Genomic DNA, 18522 nt, shown 5'->3' with positions numbered 1-18522 from the left:
ACTTAAGGTAGATTGATTTGCCAAGATACACCGAAGCGATCATTAATCCAAGCAAATTGTTGACTAAAACCATAATCACCTAAAGGCATTAATTCTGTACCACCGTCTACTAGCTTTTCGTAGACAACACGAAGTTCTTCCGCAGTATCACAATTCAAATAAAAGGAAAAGCTTGGTGTGAAATTGAACTGATGGGCGATATTACTATCAATGCACATCACTTCTTGGTCCTTTAGCTTGAATATGGCATGCATTACTGTCCCTTCATCACCCGCTTCATTTTCACCATAGCGGACAATATTTATAATGCTTGAGTCTTCAATAATTGTCGTATAATAATTCATCGCTTGCTCTGCTTGGCCATCTTGAAACATAAGAAAAGGCATGACACTTTTCATCGCTAATCTCCTTTATCTCTCATTTTCATTCATCATACTTCAATCGGAAGTTAGGAGCAAATCATTAGCTAGAGACAGCCTTATCTTCAAAATAACTTGCCTTTGATGGACGATAGATAGTTGCGACTAACGCAATGGAAACAATTCCACTAATCACTGCAAATACAACACTTACTTCTTGTAGGGTAAACCACTCAGCTAGGAGACCCAGTAGTAATGTCAAACCAATTTGGACGATTCCTTGCAATAGATCAGCTACACTTGCAAACCTCCCCATTATGTCGACAGGTACTTGTTTTTGGAAAAAAGTCACGTAACCTGCATTTGCAAACGTAAAGAAAAACCCTAATATGACAAAGGCTATGGTTGCAGTTAAATAATGTGAAGATGCATAGAAGACAATGTAACCGATAGATGTCAATAACATCCCCGCACCAATATATAGTTTTAATGATAATTTTTTCGCTAATAAACTCGAACATAAACCGCCAAATATAGCACCGATACCTGTCATAGCCACAATATAGCCATACGCTTCATTAGATAGGCCAAGATCTCTCGTTAAAAAGGTAACTTCTTGAGAATCTAGGGCGACACATATGAGCATCGTCGTTTGGAACAACAAATAGACAGATATAAAATATTTGGCTCCTTTTGAAAACCGGATAATTGTTCGCCAATCTTCTATTAATGTTTTTAAGCGAATTCGCTCTCTAACATGATTATTCTGCTCATCCACATTAGGAAGTAAGAAAATAAAGAAAGCACAAATAATAAAAGTAGCCGCATTAATATAGAAGCAGACAGCCAAACTAACCGTCGTCATTAGTACACCTGCAATAGCTGGACCAATCATAATTGCCCCATTACCTGCCATTCCGATAAGAGAGTTAACTCGCTTACGTTCTGACTCTGGAATTAATTTGGTTATGTATACTTGTGAGCTTGGTCCAAAGAAACTACCAGCCAAATTAATAAGTAACAATAAAAAGTAAATTAACCATAATGAATGTAAAAATGGTAAACAGACAACTAAAAGACCACGTACAATATCGATAAAAATCATTAACCTTCTTTTATTTACTCTATCAATCACGCTTCCTGACCAAAGGTTGGTCATAAGCATTGCTAGAGGTCTAATAATATAAAGACCCGCAACTGCAGCTGCAGAACCGGTTAAGTCAATAATATATACGTTCAACGCAATCAAATAAATCCAATTTCCTAAATAAGAAACGCCTATACCCAATATAAGCAGCGCAGGATTTCTCCACCCGATAGGTATCACCCCTTACAAAAAAATATAAGATTCAGAAAATACAGTACAGGAAATATGTTACACTACTTATAAAAAATAACAAGGGGAAATCGATGGAAATTCACGAAAGAAACTTACAAAAAGAGGAAAAAGTAGTTAGATATACTCATATAAATTCAGGTGCTCCGTCCGTATGTATTATGTTTTCAGGAGCGGGATACAACTATAATCATCCATTGTTTTACTACGCTACGATGATGATGATTGAACAGGGCATTGATGTTGTTCATATCCATTATCAATATGAAGCAAATTTATTAAAAACACATAGAGTAGAAGACATTTCATCCTTAATGATGGCAGATATTCACCTAGTTATTACGGATCTATCTCAAAAACATATCTATCAAAAAACCATCCTGTTGGGCAAATCTCTTGGTACGATACCGATCACTTTACACCTTGCGAAAGAAGAAATTTTCCGTGAGGCACAGATTATTCTTTTAACACCGTTATTAAAACTCCCATCAATCGCTAAGGCAACAGTACTTATAACGCAAGAGGTGTTACTCGTCATAGGTAATCAAGATCCATATTTTCATCATGAAACAATCGAAGAAATGAAGGAACGTTCTATTCAAATAAAAATAATCGATGGCGCACATCACTCACTCGACATCAACTATCATACGGAACAATCCCTTCAAACTTTAAAAACAGTAATGGCTGAATTAAAAAGATTTATTTCTTGAAAGCAAAAAAAACTAAAAATTATTTTACCATGCTTTTTAAAATCTGTTTCTTATATTTGTGAAAATCAATAATGTCGAAGCCGATAAAGTATTTAGACTGCTCATCAGCAAAATAAAATTGGATGCCTTTTAGCAGATAATGTTTCTTAACAGCTTGTCCAGATAGCCGGAAGGATAGGGTTTCTCCATTTTCGTGATATATTTTTTCTTCCCCTGCTATCGGGGATAATCTTTGCGCAATCTCTCCAAGACATTCTATACCAACGATTCGATCATACTCATCAATATCAACTAGTAATGGAGAATCACCCACATCTTCTGTTGCTTGAATTGTATATGTTTCTGAATTAGGCAGCAAATAGATATAGCCAGCTCCCGCCTCTGTATCAAATGTAATTCTAGATTCCAAACGTTTTCCCCCCCCAGATTTTTAGTTTATTATGTAAACATAGGGTTCCTCTTTATAGAAACCCTACATTCTTACGGTTTAATTATTTTTATTATTAATTGTATTAGCCAACTGGGAAAGCATTTGTTTCATTTCTTGTTGCTCTTGTTGATATCGGTTAGAAAGCTCGATTATTTCACTTTCATTGCCTTTTATCATAATAATGACTTGATTAGCGGCCGTTCTTTTAATCACGCGATACCCTTGCTGTGAAGTAGTTGCTATTCCTTCATTATTTGGTAAACAATAGCCATTCACTTGACAACTACCATCATCTCTTACTCTTAATTGTCCCAATAACCCTACTGCAGACCACTCTTGTCTATCTTGTCTTGAAACATAAGATTGCGATGGATCCCATTTCGTACTAATGATCGGTTTGGTTTCTGTAAACGATGAGCGAGTTTCTCCATTTTTTGTAGCTGGCAAAGGTACTTCAATATGGGTGTATATTCTACGTCCCCATTCATCTAATTCATATTTCCCCTGCCAATTCAAGCTTGCACTATTACCTAATAAACTTGGAGTAGCACTTGTTACACCAAGAATATAGCTATCAGATGCAGTTGCCTTTCGCATCTTATCTCCTTCTAATGTAACAAAGTATCCTGGATCAATTGCCAAGCCATCTATACTTTCAAACATCTCTGCTATATCTGCCCCACCAGTATTGTATGTGGCTCCATCAATATACATTTCGCCATTACTAGCTAACCATTTAGCACCGAGGCTTCTTGTGTCTGCAGCTGTACCGTTGCCAATAAACCATGAAAAAGGTTCTTCGGCATCACCGTATCTACCTATAATATGCGCGCCGGCTTGATCATTTGTACTTGTTCCAAGTCCCTCCGCATGAGAGTAATCACCTGAAGCGATCGTATCTGTGCCTTCTGCATGACTTGCTAATCCACTCGCCACATTGTTAAATCCTTCAACATGGGAACTATTGCCGCTTGCAGTGTTAGGTGCAGGTAAGTTTGCACCATCTGAACCCCCTTCTGCGTGTGCTGAAAAACCACTTGCGGTATTTTCTGTTCCTTCCGCATGAGAAGCATTTCCGCTGGCAATTGTACCTAATCCTTCTGCATGTGCATAAGGGGCATCAAGTGTTGTACTAGATAAGTAGCCCTCAGCATGGGAAGCAGTGCCCGCTGCCACAGTACTCTGACCTTGGGCATGTGCAAAAGTGCCTGAAGCAATTGTGGAATTTCCTTCTGCATGCGATGCGTAGCCAGATGCCTCTGATCCATCACCCTCCGCATGAGACCAAGTACCAGAAGCAACTGTTGAAGTACCTTCCGCATGAGCCGCATCTCCACTTGCAACGGTTAAATATCCTTCCGCATGAGTATACACACCTTGTGCCTGTGTACTCCCCCCTTCGGCATGAGAGTAAGATCCTATCGCTTGAGTATTGTACCCTTCGGCATGAGTACCAAAGTTACTTGCTACACTTAGAAAACCCTCGGCATGTGCGCCAGAATTGGAGGCAGTTGTTTGAATGCCCTCCGCATGAGCACCATAAGCTGTTGCATTTGTTGAACCACCTTCTGCATGCGAAGCGATAGCGGTAGCAGAAGTAGATAAACCCTCGGCATGTGCAGCACTACCAGAAGCTAACGTACCATCTCCTTCCGCATGAGAGGCATCTCCACTCGCGGTTGTACCTAACCCTTCTGCATGCGAAGCACCCCCACTTGCTGTTGATTCTGAACCTTCTGCATGCGAAACATCTCCACTTGCACTTGTTTCAGAACCTTCGGCATGAGAGGTTTCTCCACTAGCTGTTGTTGCATAACCCTCGGCATGACTATTATCTCCAACCGCCGACGTATTTGTTCCTTCAGCATGTGCCTCATTTCCAATTGCCGAAGTATTAATCCCCTCGGCATGAGAGGCATATCCACTTGCTTCAGTCCCATGTCCCTCAGCGTGTGATACTCCACCGATGGCCAAACTTTCAAAACCCTCCGCATGGGAGGCTGTCCCTAATGCATTCGTAGAATTCCCCTCAGAATGAGACCCATCACCGTTTGCAGTTGTACTAAAGCCTTCTGCATGTGCAGCGACTCCACCTGCATTCGATTGAGCCCCTTCTGCATGTGAACCAATTCCTTCTGTTGTTGTTCCATAACCTTCTGCATGTGAGCTATCAGCAATCGCTGTATTCCCAAAGCCTTCCACATGGGATGCTGTGCCTAAAGCTTCCGTCGAATTCCCCTCCGCATGGGAGGCTTGCCCACTCGCTAGTGTATTAAACCCTTCACTATGTGCGGCGACCTCCGTCGCATTAGTACTTGATCCTTCCACGTGAGAAGCTGCACCTGTTGCTGTTGATGCATAACCCTCGGCATGTGATGTCTCACCAGTTGCTATACTATTATAGCCCTCCGCATGAGACGCTGTGCCAACAGCTTCTGTTGTACTACCTTCCGCATGCGAAGCCACACCACTTGCAGTAGTATTATAGCCACCTGCATCGGAACATGTCCCTAAAGCATTTCTATTACAATCAGCCAAATGTAACACTCCTTTCCACAAGAATTTAATCTTTATCCTGATAGTTTATTAAGAAGAGATCATTTTCGTGTGGACAAGTAACCTATTTTTATCACTTTATCTCTTTGGCATTTTCTAAATGTAACCATATTACCGCTCAACTCTTACAAGGCAAAAAAAAAACGAAAAAATGATATATGAAGCAACATTTTTTCGTAAAATTACTCTATTTATATATATCTTGTAGCTTAAGTCCCTTCAAAGATTCTTCCCATTCAGTGATAGACCACTTTTTGCAAACTTTCTGCAACTCCTCTGGTGTATCCACCGTACACATCAACTCTAAACTATTGCCGTCCGGGTCTTTAAAATAAACTGACGCATTACTTTGATGTGATCGAATAAATGGAGCCACCGACTTTCTGTTGCCAAATGGCACTGCTTCAATTCCCTTTGTTTCTAACCAATTTAATGACCGCTTTAAATCTTCATAGGAAACGCGAAAGGCAACATGTCTAACAGAAGGATGATAAGGCAACTTGTACTCTTCACCTTGCCATAGACCTAACCAACTTTTATCCTTTTCAATCCAGAGAAATACTGTCTCTTCATCCCTTAATGCCACCTGTAACCCTAGATTCGTATAAAATTCAATCGCATCATCTAAATTTTTGACTGGTAAATGAGCTTCATATAAGCCTTCTATCATTGCATCATCAGTCCTCCTTTATCTAATTATATTTTTATACAAAAGAGAACTCATCACGACCGATAAAAGCTGTATCTTACTTACGACTTTTGATGGAGAGCGGACTTTGCAATAAGCTACTCTCTTGAATCACAATAGCCAACTTCTCCTAGTCCCTCCACGATTTCTCTGGTCGATCTGATGGAAAGCCATTTGTTATGCGATACGCCTTCCTCTCCTCCGTGAAGTCAAACCATTTTTTAGACATTTGCTTATTGTTAGCAAAATGAATGACACATCGGATTTGATCTTCCACACAGCCATCCGTTCTCACACCCATTTCCTTTTCCAGCAGATCAAATAGTTGTCCAGGGTTTTCATTCTTTATATCTTCTAAACGATAGATTTGCAGATATCGAACAAGTTTATCCGCTAATTCAAAACCAATTGAGGGCACCAATTGGAAGTCTGCCCATCCCTTAATCTTCCGTGCCCTTTCATCTGATATATTTAAATGCTGACTAATTTCTTTTATCCCAAGTATATGTATTTGGCTGATCTTCAATCTTGCCTCTCGTAGTCTAGACCTTTCATCCGCTGTTAAAGGTAATTTAGGTTGATAAGATGGCATCAGCTTCCTCCTTACTGGCTTACATTTATAGTGTTAGTGGTTTATAACCTTTTCTTTTTTTATAATGTTCAAGTGTACCCATCTCTAAGTTAGCTACCATTTCCATTCTCTCTAAATCTCTTCTTGTCACAACAGGATCCGCCACATTCCAGCGCACAGTGCGAATGAAATAATACGTTTTAATTGGGTGAAAGACTACTTTTGAATGGGGAAAAGCATCGAAAGTAAATTCAATCGCTCCCCGTTTTTTATAAGAATAGGAAAGAATATTCATTGTGTGAATCCATCCCTTTGCTTTTAAGTCGTACAATTCTTTACCCTTATACGAAAGGTCTTCAATCCCTTTTTCCGCTTTTTCCTCTCATTCTTTAAGTAGCCTATCTCCTTCACGCTTTCGGTAATTGCCTAACCCCCTCCAAATACGCCAACATGCGGCGATCATCATTGATAGGATAAGAGAATCGAAGGTGATTAGCCACTTCTTGAGCTAACGCACGAAACAATTCGCATGTGGTCATAACTGCTTCCCACATATTTTCCTCATCTCCATCACTATAAGTTTTTCTGTACATCTCCCAATAGGAAGGAGGGAGATAACACTTATAATATTTTCCTAACTTACCAGTAGAAATACGAAAATCATATTGAATACCGATCCACCAATCGACCATTTTGTTTAATGCGTCTCTTATGTCAGAGTTAAACATTGCTTGAGCATATGGCCATTCATCTCGCCAAATGCCTTTCGCCACATTTTGTAGACACCACCAGAAGTTATTTGTATAAGCATCATATTCACCTTCACTCGGTGTTTGCACGTGGTAATCGACATCTGTCGGAGGAGGAATAATGGGCAAGTACTCACCTTTATCTAATAAAGGAACAGTCAGTTTATCTTCCCCATATTCTTTTCGCATCACTTCCTTTGTTTGAAAGCGAAGATCGATGCGATTGCCGTCTGTAAATAGCATCAGAAAACCATAACTCTTGAAGTCATGCACTATTTCTTTACCAAAATCATTTTTATCTGGTTCTTGCTTCATAATCAACTCGCCGAATGATGCGATCCAATTTTGATTTTTAATAAAAGGCTCGGTATCTTCAACGACATAAACAATATCATAATCTTGAAATTGGTCTCTTGGGACATTTATATTTGTTCTGGAACCGTTCATATAAACAGCAAAAATCCTCTCTTCGTTTTTTGCAAAATCTATAATCGTAGCAATCAATTCTGTTTCTGACCTCATCACCTCACCACCCAAGTATTGGTTCTTTGTTTGCTAAGTAAAGTCCTGCTTCCGGCGATTATTAGGTAAGTGATTGTGCTTGTAATCTCGTTAATTCTTTTTCAATGTTCTCTACATCAATGCGCGCAAACAATGGTTCAACTGGTCCAGTGAGTGTCACACCATTCAAAACAACCTCTTGCCATCTCCGCTCTTGGACATTGAGTAATTCAAATACCTTTTCACTTGAAAACGGTAAAAAAGGAGAAAGTAAATGCGCGAGGTTGGCAAGAAGATAAACACAATTAGCTAACGTTTTTTCACAAGTCCCTTGATCCTCATGCCATTGTTGCCATGGCTTTTGCTCATCAAAATATTTATTAGATTTTCGTACATAGGCGAATATATTCTCTAGTGCTTGCTTCATGCTTCCTTGTTCGATGAGGTTTCCAACTTCTTGATATAAGCAGTTTATTTCTCCTTTTATCTTTTCATCAATATCCGACGTTGTAATGACACCGGCAAATGATTTTTCAATAAATTTCAACGTACGATTCACAAAATTCCCATATGCACCGAGCAATTCGCTATTATGGCTATAGATAAACTCTTTCCAAGAAAAATCGGCATCGCGATTCTCCGGTGCATTAATCGTAAGAAAGTAGCGAATTGAATCTGGTTCATATCTTTCTAAGAAATCAGGCACCCAAACAGCCCAATTTTTACTCGTCGATAACTTCTTTTTTTCTAAAGTAACATATTCGTTGGAAATCACCCTTGTCGGCAATGCCGCAATTCCTATTCCTTGTAAAATGGCGGGCCAAATGACCGTGTGGAACGGGATATTATCTTTTCCGTGCACATAATACGAGGTTGTTTCATTTGACCAAAAATGATGATCATCCTGATTGTTTTCTTCGGCCCACTTTTTACTTGCTGAATAATAGCCTGAAACCGCCTCAATCCATACATACACCTTTTTATCTTCATAACCAGAAACAGGGACACTGACACCGATTGGTAGATCTCGAGAAATGGCTCTGTCGTGCAAGCCTTCACCTAAATACCTTTTCGTTAAATGCAGTGCATTCTCTCTCCATAAATGTTGCACCTCAGCCCGTTGTGTATATTTCTCCAAATCAGCTTGTAAGTCCCTTAGTGCAAAATAAAAATGTTCTGTCTCCCTTGTCGTCGGTGTGTGACCACAAATTTTACAGCTGCGTTCATGAAGTTCAAGGGGCTCTAAGATGGTTGCACAATGATCACATTGATCACCTCTGGCAGGTTCATTGCAAACTGGACATAATCCTTCCACATAGCGGTCTGGCAAGAACTGCTGACAATGGTCACAATAGGTTTGCTCTACCTTTCGCTTGTAGATCAAGCCTTTTTCTAAAAGCGCTAAAAATATTTCTTGTACTACATGATGATGATGAGCTGTATCTGTTCTTGTATAAATATCATAAGAAAAACCTAATTGCGTAAAGCAATCAACAAACTCTTGGTGATAGTGATCCGCTATCGCCTGCGGCTCTACCCCCTCCTGTCTTGCCTTCACAGTAATCGGTGTACCATTACAATCACTGCCTGAAACATATAGCACTTTTTCTCCTTTTAAACGATAATATCTTGCCAAAATGTCTCCAGGTAGCAAACTTGAAACATGACCGAGATGTAAAGATCCATTTGCATAAGCCCACGCCCCACCAATAAAAATACTCATCTTCTATTCCCCCTAAATTGTTAGCCTGATTGATTGAGACATGACTGCAAACAAAAAACCTCGCCCCATAGCTATTTCTAGCTAAGGGCGAGGTTTACACCACGCGTTACCACCTTATTTTACAAATAGGTTACCCTACTTGCCTCATCAAGTACGCCAGTCCCAATCGGCCTTTATACTGTGACATTGATAACGAGTGCCAAAACTCGGTGTAGCCTACTTATACTTATAAACAAGTATGTTCAGTACACAGCTCAGAGACCATTTTTGAATGATTGCTTTTTGCTTCTTCTCAGCTACCGAAGCTCTCTGCTTAAAAAACGACACATTCTACTTTTTCTCTTCATTGCTTTTGGAGTGAAAATATTTAAATGTAATTGTAATCAACTGGGTTTTGAAAGTCAATGGGAGAAGTGAAAGGCAAATGTGTTTTGCTCGGCTTTCGTGACGGATTTTCTGGCTGAGTGACTCGCTAATGCTATTTGCTCGGCTTTCGTGGCGGATTTTCTGACTGAGTGACTCGCTAATACTATTTGCTCGGCTTTCGTGACGGATTTTCTGGCTGAGTGACTTGCTAATGCTATTTGCTCGGCTTTCGTGGCAGATTTTCTAGTTGAATGACTTGCTAATGCTATTTGCTCGGCTTTCGTGGCTGATTTTCTGGCTGAATGACTCGCTAATGCTATTTGCTCGGCTTTCGTGGTGGATTTTCTGTCTGAGTGACTCGCTAATACTATTTGCTCGGCTTTCGTGACGGATTTTCTGACTGAATGACTTGCTAATGCTATTTGCTCGGCTTTCGTGGCTGATTTTCTGACTGAATGACTCGCTAATGCTATTTGCTCGGCTTTCGTGGCGGATTTTCTGGCTGAGTGACTTGCTAATGCTATTTACTCGGCTTTCGTGACTGGTTTTCTGTCTGAATGACTTGCTAATGCTATTTGCTCGGCTTTCGTGGCGGATTTTCTGACTGAGTGACTCGCTAATACTATTTGCTCGGCTTTCGTGACGGATTTTCTGGCTGAGTGACTTGCTAATGCAATTTGCTCGGCTTTCGTGGCAGATTTTCTAGTTGAATGACTTGCTAATGCTATTTGCTCGGCTTTCGTGGCGGGATTTCTGACTGAATGACTTGCTAATGCTATTTGCTCGGCTTTCGTGGCGGATTTTCTAACTGAATGACTCGCCTATGCTATTTGCTCGGCTTTCGTGACGAATTTTCTGACTGAGTGACTCGCTAATGCTATTTGCTCGGCTTTCGTGGCGGATTTTCTGACTGAGTGACTCGCTAATGCTTCCTTTTTTTACTTTCACCATTGTTGGTTGTGTATTTCGGCCAAATCACGGGTCTTTATCTATTTCTCGGCGGCACGGGAAAACAATATTTGCCGACGATTTATCTTTCGATTACCAATAAAAGGCCTGGGCTCATCGGGCAGGCACGCGGCGTCATCTACCACTGACCATGGATTATTCTTTTCCCTCTCATAGCTTACTTATTACTACTATTGGCCTTTTATCTCGTCTCGTCAGGTTAAATAACCAGACAAATAAAAATTGGCGGAGGATGACTCATTTATGATTTTTGGGTATATAGAAGGGTAGAGAAATAGGAGGGGAATCACCATGACCATTGAATCCATCATCATTGGCGTTATTCTTATATTCATTCAACTTTTTGCACTAAGGATTATTAAATGGCTACCAATGAAAGAGCAGAAAATACTTTCACTTTCCGGCGGTGTGGCGATCGCTTATGTATTTGTATATATTCTCCCTTCCATGCATGAAGAACAAGACAAGTTAGGTGGCACACTAGCGATCGATTCCGAACTATACTTCTTGGGGTTAATCGGATTAATTGTTTACTATAGTGTGTATAAATTCGCAAAATCTACAAAAGCGCAAAAAATGAACCAAAACGCCGCCTATTTTGTGCAAGCAACTTTTTTCGCTATCTATACATTTATGGTTTCTTATATTGTATTCTCATCTGACGTTCACTCTGGTGAAGCTTTATTTTATGGATTAGCCATCGGTCTTCACTTTATCGGCATATCCTATCATATTGGAAAAGAAAACGAGGATATTCACCACCAATACGGACGCTTTCTATTTGCGATAGCTACGCTTATAGGGGCAATTGCCGGATCAATGGGCCCTACTACAGGGTTATTCGTCCACTCCATCATCGCTTTCAGTTCAGGCGCAATGATCTTTAATGTCATTAGTAAAGAGTTACCGGAGGAAGACTATGCCCACCTGCCCACTTTCTTATTGGCTTCCCTTTTGTACTCATTGATTCTCTTTACTCTTAAAACCGTCTTTAATTGGTAAATAAAAGGAGAAAACCCAATTTAAATGACATGAGCAAATTCCCAGAAACATTTGTTCATGTCTTTTTTATGGAGTTGTACTCAACTCTTCTTACTTACTTTTTCTGTAAAGTATAGCACTAGTAAGAATCATAACGACTGTACCAATCATTAATAAACTGTTTGGGATCCAATACAATTCACTCGGTAAAGTACTAAAAAATATGATAGACAGCACGATCAAAGGTAGCATGCCTAAAATATACAGACGGATGATTGGGTTTTGCCACTTTATATTAAACTGATTCAACTAATTTTCCCCCTTTGTGCTAACTAGTAATCATCCCCCACAACCCTTTCAAAAAGAATTCCGCCTTCGCTCCCCAAATGTTGATGACATACACTTGATCAAAATAGACCATTACCCCAATAATAATCAAAATGAAACCACCCATTTTCATCAAATGACTCGAATATTTATGAAAGAATCGCACCTTCTCAATAGCAAAACCTAGTAAAATAAACGGTATAGAAAATCCTAACGAATAAGCTGTAATATGGATAAAAGTTTGTTCTGGTGGTTGAGCCAAACTAGCGTAAATAATAGCACCTAAGATGGGGCCAATACATGGGGTCCAAGCGGCAGCAAAAATGACGCCTACTAAGTATGAACTCAAAAAGTTCCTGCTTGTTTATATTTAAAGAGGCGTATCTCCTTCATAAGAAGTTTCGGCTGAAAAAGACCCATTAAAAATATCCCCATCATAATAAGGAAAATCCCACCAAACATGCGAATGAGATCATTATATTCTCTAAAAAACTCCCCAAGAAAACTCGCAGAAAAACCCAATACATAGTTTAAAGATGCTAATCCGAAACAAAACGCAACCGCATGAAGGATTACCTTCGACTGTGCACCATGCTTTTGTTTCAGGTCATTTACCGATACCCCGGTAATATAAGAGATAAAAGTCGGATATAACGGTAGCGTACACGGAGAGAAAAATGCCAATAGCCCGCCTAATAATGCTAAGGTTACTGTCATATTCATTATATCCATCACTAGGTATCCTCCTGATCCATTTAAGTAAGTGTATTTCAGTATCTTACAGTAATTCTAACCACTTATGATGTGGCATATGTAATTGCATCGCCGTTTGTAGCCATTTCTTTTCTTCAGAAGATAGGAAATCGACGACTCGAAGAAAGTCCTCTTGATCTTTCGCTCTCGTATCTTTCGCTTTATATAACAACACCACTTCGGGGCTCAAATATGGAATATCTTCTATGTGTACGGACTTCATTTTTTCAAATGAATAACGAATACGCTCATCTCTTCTAAAGATCCAATCGTTATGTTGGATTTCATTCAACAATACCTCTAAAGAAGTACCATTTATCACATTCTGGCAATGAATTTCATGAATCGGTCGCTGTAAGTTTTCTCCTTCCCAAATAACTAGTTCACCATTCACCACTTTCTGAAGCCTCCATTGTTTAAGGTGATTTTTTACATGCGCTTGATCATGACGAAATACAGCGATTTTCAATATCTTTATGTTCTCTAGTCTTTTGACCGATATGCAAATCAATCGCCCAACCACCCGCAATAAACCACGGTTTATCAAATCCCGACATGAGTTCCTTTATTCTATGACAAAGTTGGAACTCCGTCATAATTTCAACCCCATATATAAAGCTCCTGCTACCGGATTGTACGTATATGGCGGAATCTCATAAAACTGGTTAAGAGAATAATTTCTTGAAACGACCAATTCATCTACTCCTTTCTTCAACAACCAACCATCATTGATATTAAGCTACTCGTATTTAGTCGCCGAAATAATGATCATCATGGGTCTTCTCATTTCATTCTTCATTTCCTCTGTATGCATCATATGTTCTGGTGGCTTTGGTTCCACTACTCTTGTGATTTGAAAACCTTGCTTTAGTAAGCCATCAAGATAAGTAGTCAAAGTTTTATGGTATTTCGTTACTTTTTCTTCCAAAAAGGTTGTTTGTCTTTCTCCTTCAAAGAAATAATGGTCGACAGGAAAATGAGAAACCTCTTGCTGTGCATCATAGAACCAATCTTGACTACCTTGTGCTGTAAAAATAGGATGTTCTACAGAAAAAATAAATTGTCCTCCTTTTACCAATCCCTTATGAACATTATTAGCCACTTCTTCAAAGTCAGGTACATAGTGTAGGGCAAGCGAACTTACTATCACATCATAATGCCTCTCCTTTATTTGCATATCCTCTATTGTGGATCGAATATATGTAACATTTTCAAAGTCTTGTGACATTGTTTTTGCTTTCGAGATCATTTTTTCAGAAATGTCTACTCCCACAACTGATTTAGCTCCATGCTCTGCCGCGAATCGGCAATGCCAACCGAAACCACAACCTAAATCTAAGACGGTTTTATCCTGAAAGGTCGGCAGCATACCTTTTAATGTTTGCCATTCTCCAGCTCCTTCTAAGCCTTTTACCGATCGTGTCATTTGGCTATATTTTTCAAAAAAGGATGCTTGATCATATATATTCTCCTTCATAACGAACCTCCTTCTTATAAAATATTGAACTTCATTAATGCCTCATAAATCCCTCCTTCACTTGCCCTAGAAGTCACATAATCCGCAGCAGTCTTAACGCCTTGGCTACCATTCCCCATCGCAATTCCTAGCCCAACAAGTTTCACCATATCAATGTCATTGTCGCCATCGCCAAAAGCAATTGTTTCATGGGGGTACACATTGAAATAGGCTAATACTTCTTTTATTGCTACATACTTAGATACCTCTTTTTCAACTACATTTAAGATATAAGGGTGCCACCTCTTAAACATTAAATAAGGAAACGTTTGCCGATAAATATCTACTACTCTATCATTCGCAAATAAACATAAAAGATATACCTCTTCCTCAAGAATAGCAGGCTGTGTACTCGGATAATCAGCAAGAGATAAAGTCTCATTAAGTGCTGTAAGAATAGCTTCTTCTTTGACACCATTCATATAAAGGGATTCAGTATAAAAAGTTAAACCATGTTTCATTTTTTCTGCAAAGTTCATCACGTCTATTAATCTCTCTTTATTAAATGGAATCTTATGTATGACCGTCTGTTGATGCTTGGCGTACCATCCGTTAGCTGTTATAAAAGTCTCTATTCCTATTTCCCGCAACTCTTCACACATGGATAATGGTCTACCAGTAGCCGCAACAACGTGTATACCTTTCTCCATCAGTCTTCTAATCGCTACCTTAGTTGTTGGTGGTATACTCCCATCTTTTTCACTCGTTATCGTACCATCCACATCAAAGAATACCAGTTTATAAGTCATCTTCTCTCAACCTCTTTATGATGATAAAAATAAGGACCGTACCATGGGGATTCATGTGTCCTTATATATGTCCAAGTAAAATCAACATCCACCACATAAATATCACTTTCTCTCTCGAAATCAATCGCCTTGAGTGATGTTACCCGATCAATGATATACGCAGCATCCTCCATCTCGTAAAATATATAACAAGACATATTTTTCATTTGATCTAACCTACCTCTAGCCTGTTCTCCTTCTAGACAAGCGACTGTCTCATAACTAAAAACGTGCCATAGAAACCCACAAATTCTCCCTTTATCATATAAATGAATCTCTTCTTCTTCACTCTTATTCAAGTGACTAGCAAATGACTGCTCCCAGCGATATTGTAAATAAGGACCCCATTTCGGTATCTCGGTTACTTTTACTCCCCGATCTCGCAATCTTGTTACTAAATCCACCACTCCATCACTTCCTATCCGCCAACAAGAAAACCTCACTGGTATTGGCATCAACCCCATACAAACTATCAATCATTGCACTTAAAATATATTTTCGTGTATCAAAGTCATACACATAAATAGGTTTTAACTCAATGAATTCCTTGATTTTTTCATAGGCTTTTTCTTTTGATAGGACAACCTCATCCGGGCCATCATACGATTTAAATTGATCACTTAATAACTGGTTGTCTATATAATTAATCACCTCGAGCGAACGGGGATCGATAAAGACTTTCAGTTTCCGCTGGAAAACAAACGAGTGGCTCTTACTTCCTTTTAAATTTGCGTGAATATAACCAGTATCGCGATTGAAAGAAGTTAATAACCATTCTCCTGAATACTCTGGGTATACTTGTCTTAAAAACGTTTGAACGACGTCAATATAAGCAGTTACTTCACTTTTATTAATCGGTACAGTATCAGCACTAGGTTCATTCGTGAATGCCTGTTTTGCTGAGATATTTTCTATCAACATCAACTCACTCCGAGTGAAGTTATTTTGTAACGGCTCCGACCAAACCAATAGCTCTTCCAATTCAATACGTCCACATCTATCGGTAAAACCTTCAAAAGGAAATGTTTTCGAAAGATCATTGGCTATATAAATTTCCTCTACAGCATATACAGCGTGGATTTTTTCCTCTTCAAAGGAAGGATCATGTATCAGTTTGATTTGCGATTGGGCAGCTTTCTTTACTTGCTCAACGGTCAGTGTATATTCCTCTTCTTTCACTACTTCTTCTTTTGGAAATTGCCCATAAACACTATAAAAAACGAGTTTCCCTTCACTATTTAATTTCAGTTCAATATAACCAGGTGGAGATATGTCTATCCCTTTATAACATTCTTTAAAAACGTACTTGTCCCCTTTATGAGAATCCAGTTGAAAATGCCTACCATATATTAAATTCGTTTCCGCTTCTATCCATTTGATAATGCTTTCTACATCTCGCTGATGAAAGACAACACCATGCTCTGCATATGTTTTCCCTTCCACAAAAATAGCGGATTCTACCTTATTTGTTTGCAAATCGATCGTAATTACTGCCGTTCCCTCAGGATTTAAATTTTCCTCAACAATACATGCCTCTTTAGGAAACCACTCCATACAATATTGGTAAACTGTTTCATTAAAAAGTGTTACACGGCGACTGTAACTACTACGACATAAATCATAATGAGCTAAGCCGAACTTTAATCTGGTCCATTCTATTATTTTTTGCTCTTGTTCGTTTATAATCATTTCTTAAGCATCTCCCTTAACACATTCGTCATGTCGCCTGTGGTCAAATACGTCTCCCCATCATTAACCATATACATGAGAATACTAGGTTCATCTTGTTCTCCTACCCATAAATGAATGGCATGAGTAGGCAAACCCTTTTTATACTCAACCATTACATCATAATCTGGCAGTCTTTCATTTATTACTGTTGGCTCTTTTACAGCTGTTAAAATGACTTTTTCCACTGTTTTTATGTCTGCATCTTCTTTGATAGAAAAAAGGATGGTTTCATTTATTTCACCCACGCCTTTTGATGGTGAAAAATGAATAGCTTTAATTGGCTCGTTCAATAACACCATCGGCTCTCCCTTTTCACAACCGATGAGAACTAATACGCTTAAAACGATAGCGAGGTATATACTTTTCATACTTACTCCTTCATACATATAAAATGGAAATATATTCTTATTATCATACAATGGAACAAAAAAAAGAGCCACACTTCATGTGACCCTTTACATCATAAAAATAATGATAAATCCTAATAAAACAAGCAGTATCGTACCAAGTAATGCCGCATAAAAAATCTGCAGACCCATTTTCTTAAAAGCGGAGAGTTCTACATTTAGCCCTAAGCCCGCCATTGCCATTGCTAATAATAAATATGATCCACTAATAAGCCATTGAACAAGTTCAGTCGGCAACCACCCCAACGTATTGATGGCACTCATCGCGAGAAAACCGAAAATAAACCAAGGAATCGGTAACTTGTTCTTTGTTGCGCTCTCTTGACTTTCCCGCTTCTTCATATAATAGCCGATAAGAATGGCCACTGGTACAAGTAAAATGACTCTTGTTAGTTTAACGATGATGGCGATATTCTCTGCCTCCACACCACCAACAGAAGAAGCAGCAACAACGTGCGCAATCTCATGCAGGGTGCCTCCAGTTAACATACCATATTGGTAATCGGTTATTGGTAAAATCGGAAAAAGAAAAGTATAAAGTAACGTGAATAGCGTACCAAGCACAGCAATCACACCGACACTGACAGCAGTCACACTTTCCTTCGCTCTGACAACAGATGCAATCGCGACAATCGCAGCCGCACCACAAATCGCCGTACCACATGCCGTTAATAAACTTAATGTCTTATCCACACGAAGCATCCTAGCGAAGCTATAAACTGCTAGGAGGGTGACACATAATAAGAATGCCGCATAAAGAAAAGTACTTACACCTGCATGAGCTAAATCGGATAAATTAAGGCGCAAACCTAACAAGATAATGCCTAGTCTTAATAATTTTTTACTAGAAAAATCAACACCGACTTTATATGAACGGTTCCAACCAATCGTATGAGACCAAATTATACCTAGCAAAATGGCTAAAACAAGCTGACCGATTATCGTCAGGTAAGGTAGTTTGGCGAGAAGCCCAGCCATAATTGCAATAATCAATGTCGTTCCTATTCCAAAATAAAAGGAGCCTGTTCTCAAAGTTGACTTTAAATCCATTGCTGCCT

The 18522-nt window shown here is 39.1% G+C and carries 23 protein-coding genes and 1 other annotated feature; of the genes, 2 read left to right on the top strand and 21 right to left on the bottom strand.

Features of this window, described 5'->3' with window-relative positions; genetic code table 11:
- Positions 1-2 precede the first annotated feature (2 nt).
- Entirely contained in the window at positions 3-398 is a 396-nt protein-coding gene (locus tag MKY26_RS18975) for a VOC family protein (protein ID WP_341098340.1), read from the bottom strand.
- A gap of 64 nt (positions 399-462) precedes the next feature.
- Positions 463-1686, bottom strand: a complete 1224-nt coding sequence (locus tag MKY26_RS18970; RefSeq protein ID WP_322910333.1) for an MFS transporter — start codon at positions 1684-1686, stop codon at positions 463-465.
- An 83-nt stretch (positions 1687-1769) separates the two neighbouring features.
- On the opposite strand from MKY26_RS18970, the gene MKY26_RS18965 reads away from it, so the two are divergent.
- Complete coding sequence (locus MKY26_RS18965; RefSeq protein WP_095370974.1) at positions 1770-2408, top strand: alpha/beta family hydrolase; 639 nt, start codon at positions 1770-1772, stop codon at positions 2406-2408.
- 19 nt (positions 2409-2427) lie between these two features.
- Here MKY26_RS18965 and MKY26_RS18960 read toward each other — a convergent pair whose 3' ends face one another.
- The 7 genes from MKY26_RS18960 to metG form a co-directional block, all read right to left on the bottom strand.
- Positions 2428-2817, bottom strand: a complete 390-nt coding sequence (locus tag MKY26_RS18960; protein ID WP_341098338.1) for a DUF2283 domain-containing protein — start codon at positions 2815-2817, stop codon at positions 2428-2430.
- Positions 2818-2895: 78 nt separating this feature from the next.
- Positions 2896-5376 (bottom strand): peptidase G2 autoproteolytic cleavage domain-containing protein, encoded by a 2481-nt coding sequence (locus MKY26_RS18955; RefSeq protein ID WP_341098337.1) that lies wholly within the window; start codon positions 5374-5376, stop codon positions 2896-2898.
- Positions 5377-5581: 205 nt separating this feature from the next.
- Positions 5582-6064, bottom strand: a complete 483-nt coding sequence (locus tag MKY26_RS18950) for a VOC family protein (protein ID WP_341098335.1) — start codon at positions 6062-6064, stop codon at positions 5582-5584.
- A gap of 148 nt (positions 6065-6212) precedes the next feature.
- A complete protein-coding gene (locus MKY26_RS18945) occupies positions 6213-6674 on the bottom strand; it encodes a helix-hairpin-helix domain-containing protein (RefSeq protein ID WP_307315682.1) in 462 nt (153 codons plus the stop codon).
- Between the two features lie 25 nt (positions 6675-6699).
- Complete coding sequence (locus tag MKY26_RS18940; RefSeq protein WP_328198982.1) at positions 6700-6948, bottom strand: hypothetical protein; 249 nt, start codon at positions 6946-6948, stop codon at positions 6700-6702.
- A 112-nt stretch (positions 6949-7060) separates the two neighbouring features.
- A complete protein-coding gene (locus MKY26_RS18935) occupies positions 7061-7924 on the bottom strand; it encodes an aminoglycoside 6-adenylyltransferase (RefSeq protein WP_341098334.1) in 864 nt (287 codons plus the stop codon).
- A gap of 61 nt (positions 7925-7985) precedes the next feature.
- The gene (gene metG, locus MKY26_RS18930; RefSeq protein ID WP_341098333.1) at positions 7986-9626 is read right to left on the bottom strand and encodes a methionine--tRNA ligase; all 1641 of its coding nucleotides are present in this window, start codon (positions 9624-9626) and stop codon (positions 7986-7988) included.
- 80 nt (positions 9627-9706) lie between these two features.
- Positions 9707-9982: a binding site (T-box leader), on the bottom strand.
- A 1270-nt stretch (positions 9983-11252) separates the two neighbouring features.
- Between metG and MKY26_RS18925 the strand changes: the two genes are divergently transcribed.
- Complete coding sequence (locus MKY26_RS18925; protein ID WP_095370982.1) at positions 11253-11963, top strand: hypothetical protein; 711 nt, start codon at positions 11253-11255, stop codon at positions 11961-11963.
- Positions 11964-12053: 90 nt separating this feature from the next.
- On the opposite strand, the gene MKY26_RS18920 is transcribed toward MKY26_RS18925, so the two are convergent.
- The 12 genes from MKY26_RS18920 to MKY26_RS18865 all read right to left on the bottom strand — a co-directional run bounded on the left by MKY26_RS18920 (position 12054) and on the right by MKY26_RS18865 (position 18514).
- Positions 12054-12251 carry a hypothetical protein gene (locus MKY26_RS18920; RefSeq protein ID WP_095370983.1) on the bottom strand — a complete coding sequence of 66 codons (198 nt, stop codon included), beginning with the start codon at positions 12249-12251 and terminating at the stop codon, positions 12054-12056.
- 19 nt (positions 12252-12270) lie between these two features.
- Entirely contained in the window at positions 12271-12618 is a 348-nt protein-coding gene (locus tag MKY26_RS18915; protein ID WP_341098331.1) for a cytochrome c biogenesis CcdA family protein, read from the bottom strand.
- A complete protein-coding gene (locus MKY26_RS18910) occupies positions 12615-13001 on the bottom strand; it encodes a cytochrome c biogenesis CcdA family protein (protein WP_341098705.1) in 387 nt (128 codons plus the stop codon). Before MKY26_RS18910 ends, MKY26_RS18915 begins: the two co-directional genes overlap by 4 nt.
- A gap of 46 nt (positions 13002-13047) precedes the next feature.
- On the bottom strand, positions 13048-13419 hold the full coding sequence (locus MKY26_RS18905; protein WP_341098330.1) for a hypothetical protein: 372 nt from the start codon (positions 13417-13419) through the stop codon (positions 13048-13050).
- A 46-nt stretch (positions 13420-13465) separates the two neighbouring features.
- Complete coding sequence (locus MKY26_RS18900; protein ID WP_341098329.1) at positions 13466-13618, bottom strand: nucleotidyltransferase domain-containing protein; 153 nt, start codon at positions 13616-13618, stop codon at positions 13466-13468.
- The gene (locus tag MKY26_RS18895; protein WP_328200337.1) at positions 13615-13737 is read right to left on the bottom strand and encodes a hypothetical protein; all 123 of its coding nucleotides are present in this window, start codon (positions 13735-13737) and stop codon (positions 13615-13617) included. Before MKY26_RS18895 ends, MKY26_RS18900 begins: the two co-directional genes overlap by 4 nt.
- Before the next feature lie 24 nt (positions 13738-13761).
- Entirely contained in the window at positions 13762-14499 is a 738-nt protein-coding gene (locus MKY26_RS18890) for a class I SAM-dependent methyltransferase (RefSeq protein ID WP_341098328.1), read from the bottom strand.
- Between the two features lie 14 nt (positions 14500-14513).
- Positions 14514-15287 carry a Cof-type HAD-IIB family hydrolase gene (locus MKY26_RS18885; protein WP_341098326.1) on the bottom strand — a complete coding sequence of 258 codons (774 nt, stop codon included), beginning with the start codon at positions 15285-15287 and terminating at the stop codon, positions 14514-14516.
- Positions 15284-15733 carry a DUF4275 family protein gene (locus MKY26_RS18880; protein WP_341049469.1) on the bottom strand — a complete coding sequence of 150 codons (450 nt, stop codon included), beginning with the start codon at positions 15731-15733 and terminating at the stop codon, positions 15284-15286. Before MKY26_RS18880 ends, MKY26_RS18885 begins: the two co-directional genes overlap by 4 nt.
- 4 nt (positions 15734-15737) lie before the next feature.
- On the bottom strand, positions 15738-17015 hold the full coding sequence (locus MKY26_RS18875) for a hypothetical protein (protein WP_341098324.1): 1278 nt from the start codon (positions 17013-17015) through the stop codon (positions 15738-15740).
- On the bottom strand, positions 17012-17425 hold the full coding sequence (locus MKY26_RS18870; protein ID WP_095370989.1) for a hypothetical protein: 414 nt from the start codon (positions 17423-17425) through the stop codon (positions 17012-17014). Before MKY26_RS18870 ends, MKY26_RS18875 begins: the two co-directional genes overlap by 4 nt.
- Before the next feature lie 87 nt (positions 17426-17512).
- Positions 17513-18514: a YeiH family protein gene (locus tag MKY26_RS18865; protein WP_328200352.1), complete on the bottom strand. Its 1002-nt coding sequence runs from the start codon at positions 18512-18514 to the stop codon at positions 17513-17515.
- Positions 18515-18522 lie beyond the last annotated feature (8 nt).

The sequence above is a fragment of the Cytobacillus sp. FSL R7-0680 genome (assembly GCF_038009245.1).
GTDB lineage: Bacteria > Bacillota > Bacilli > Bacillales > Cytobacillaceae > Cytobacillus > Cytobacillus kochii.
This window is presented reverse-complemented; position numbering and strand designations above follow the sequence as displayed.

Coding starts and splice junctions, on each gene's coding strand:
- MKY26_RS18975 (WP_341098340.1), bottom strand. CDS start 398: ATGAAAAGTGTCATGCCTTTTCTTATGTTTCAAGATGGCCAAGCAGAG.
- MKY26_RS18965 (WP_095370974.1), top strand. CDS start 1,770: ATGGAAATTCACGAAAGAAACTTACAAAAAGAGGAAAAAGTAGTTAGA.
- MKY26_RS18950 (WP_341098335.1), bottom strand. CDS start 6,064: ATGATAGAAGGCTTATATGAAGCTCATTTACCAGTCAAAAATTTAGAT.
- MKY26_RS18945 (WP_307315682.1), bottom strand. CDS start 6,674: ATGCCATCTTATCAACCTAAATTACCTTTAACAGCGGATGAAAGGTCT.
- MKY26_RS18940 (WP_328198982.1), bottom strand. CDS start 6,948: ATGAATATTCTTTCCTATTCTTATAAAAAACGGGGAGCGATTGAATTT.
- MKY26_RS18935 (WP_341098334.1), bottom strand. CDS start 7,924: ATGAGGTCAGAAACAGAATTGATTGCTACGATTATAGATTTTGCAAAA.
- metG (WP_341098333.1), bottom strand. CDS start 9,626: ATGAGTATTTTTATTGGTGGGGCGTGGGCTTATGCAAATGGATCTTTA.
- MKY26_RS18925 (WP_095370982.1), top strand. CDS start 11,253: ATGACCATTGAATCCATCATCATTGGCGTTATTCTTATATTCATTCAA.
- MKY26_RS18910 (WP_341098705.1), bottom strand. CDS start 13,001: ATGGATATAATGAATATGACAGTAACCTTAGCATTATTAGGCGGGCTA.
- MKY26_RS18900 (WP_341098329.1), bottom strand. CDS start 13,618: ATGACGGAGTTCCAACTTTGTCATAGAATAAAGGAACTCATGTCGGGA.
- MKY26_RS18890 (WP_341098328.1), bottom strand. CDS start 14,499: ATGAAGGAGAATATATATGATCAAGCATCCTTTTTTGAAAAATATAGC.
- MKY26_RS18885 (WP_341098326.1), bottom strand. CDS start 15,287: ATGACTTATAAACTGGTATTCTTTGATGTGGATGGTACGATAACGAGT.
- MKY26_RS18875 (WP_341098324.1), bottom strand. CDS start 17,015: ATGATTATAAACGAACAAGAGCAAAAAATAATAGAATGGACCAGATTA.
- MKY26_RS18870 (WP_095370989.1), bottom strand. CDS start 17,425: ATGAAAAGTATATACCTCGCTATCGTTTTAAGCGTATTAGTTCTCATC.
- MKY26_RS18865 (WP_328200352.1), bottom strand. CDS start 18,514: ATGGATTTAAAGTCAACTTTGAGAACAGGCTCCTTTTATTTTGGAATA.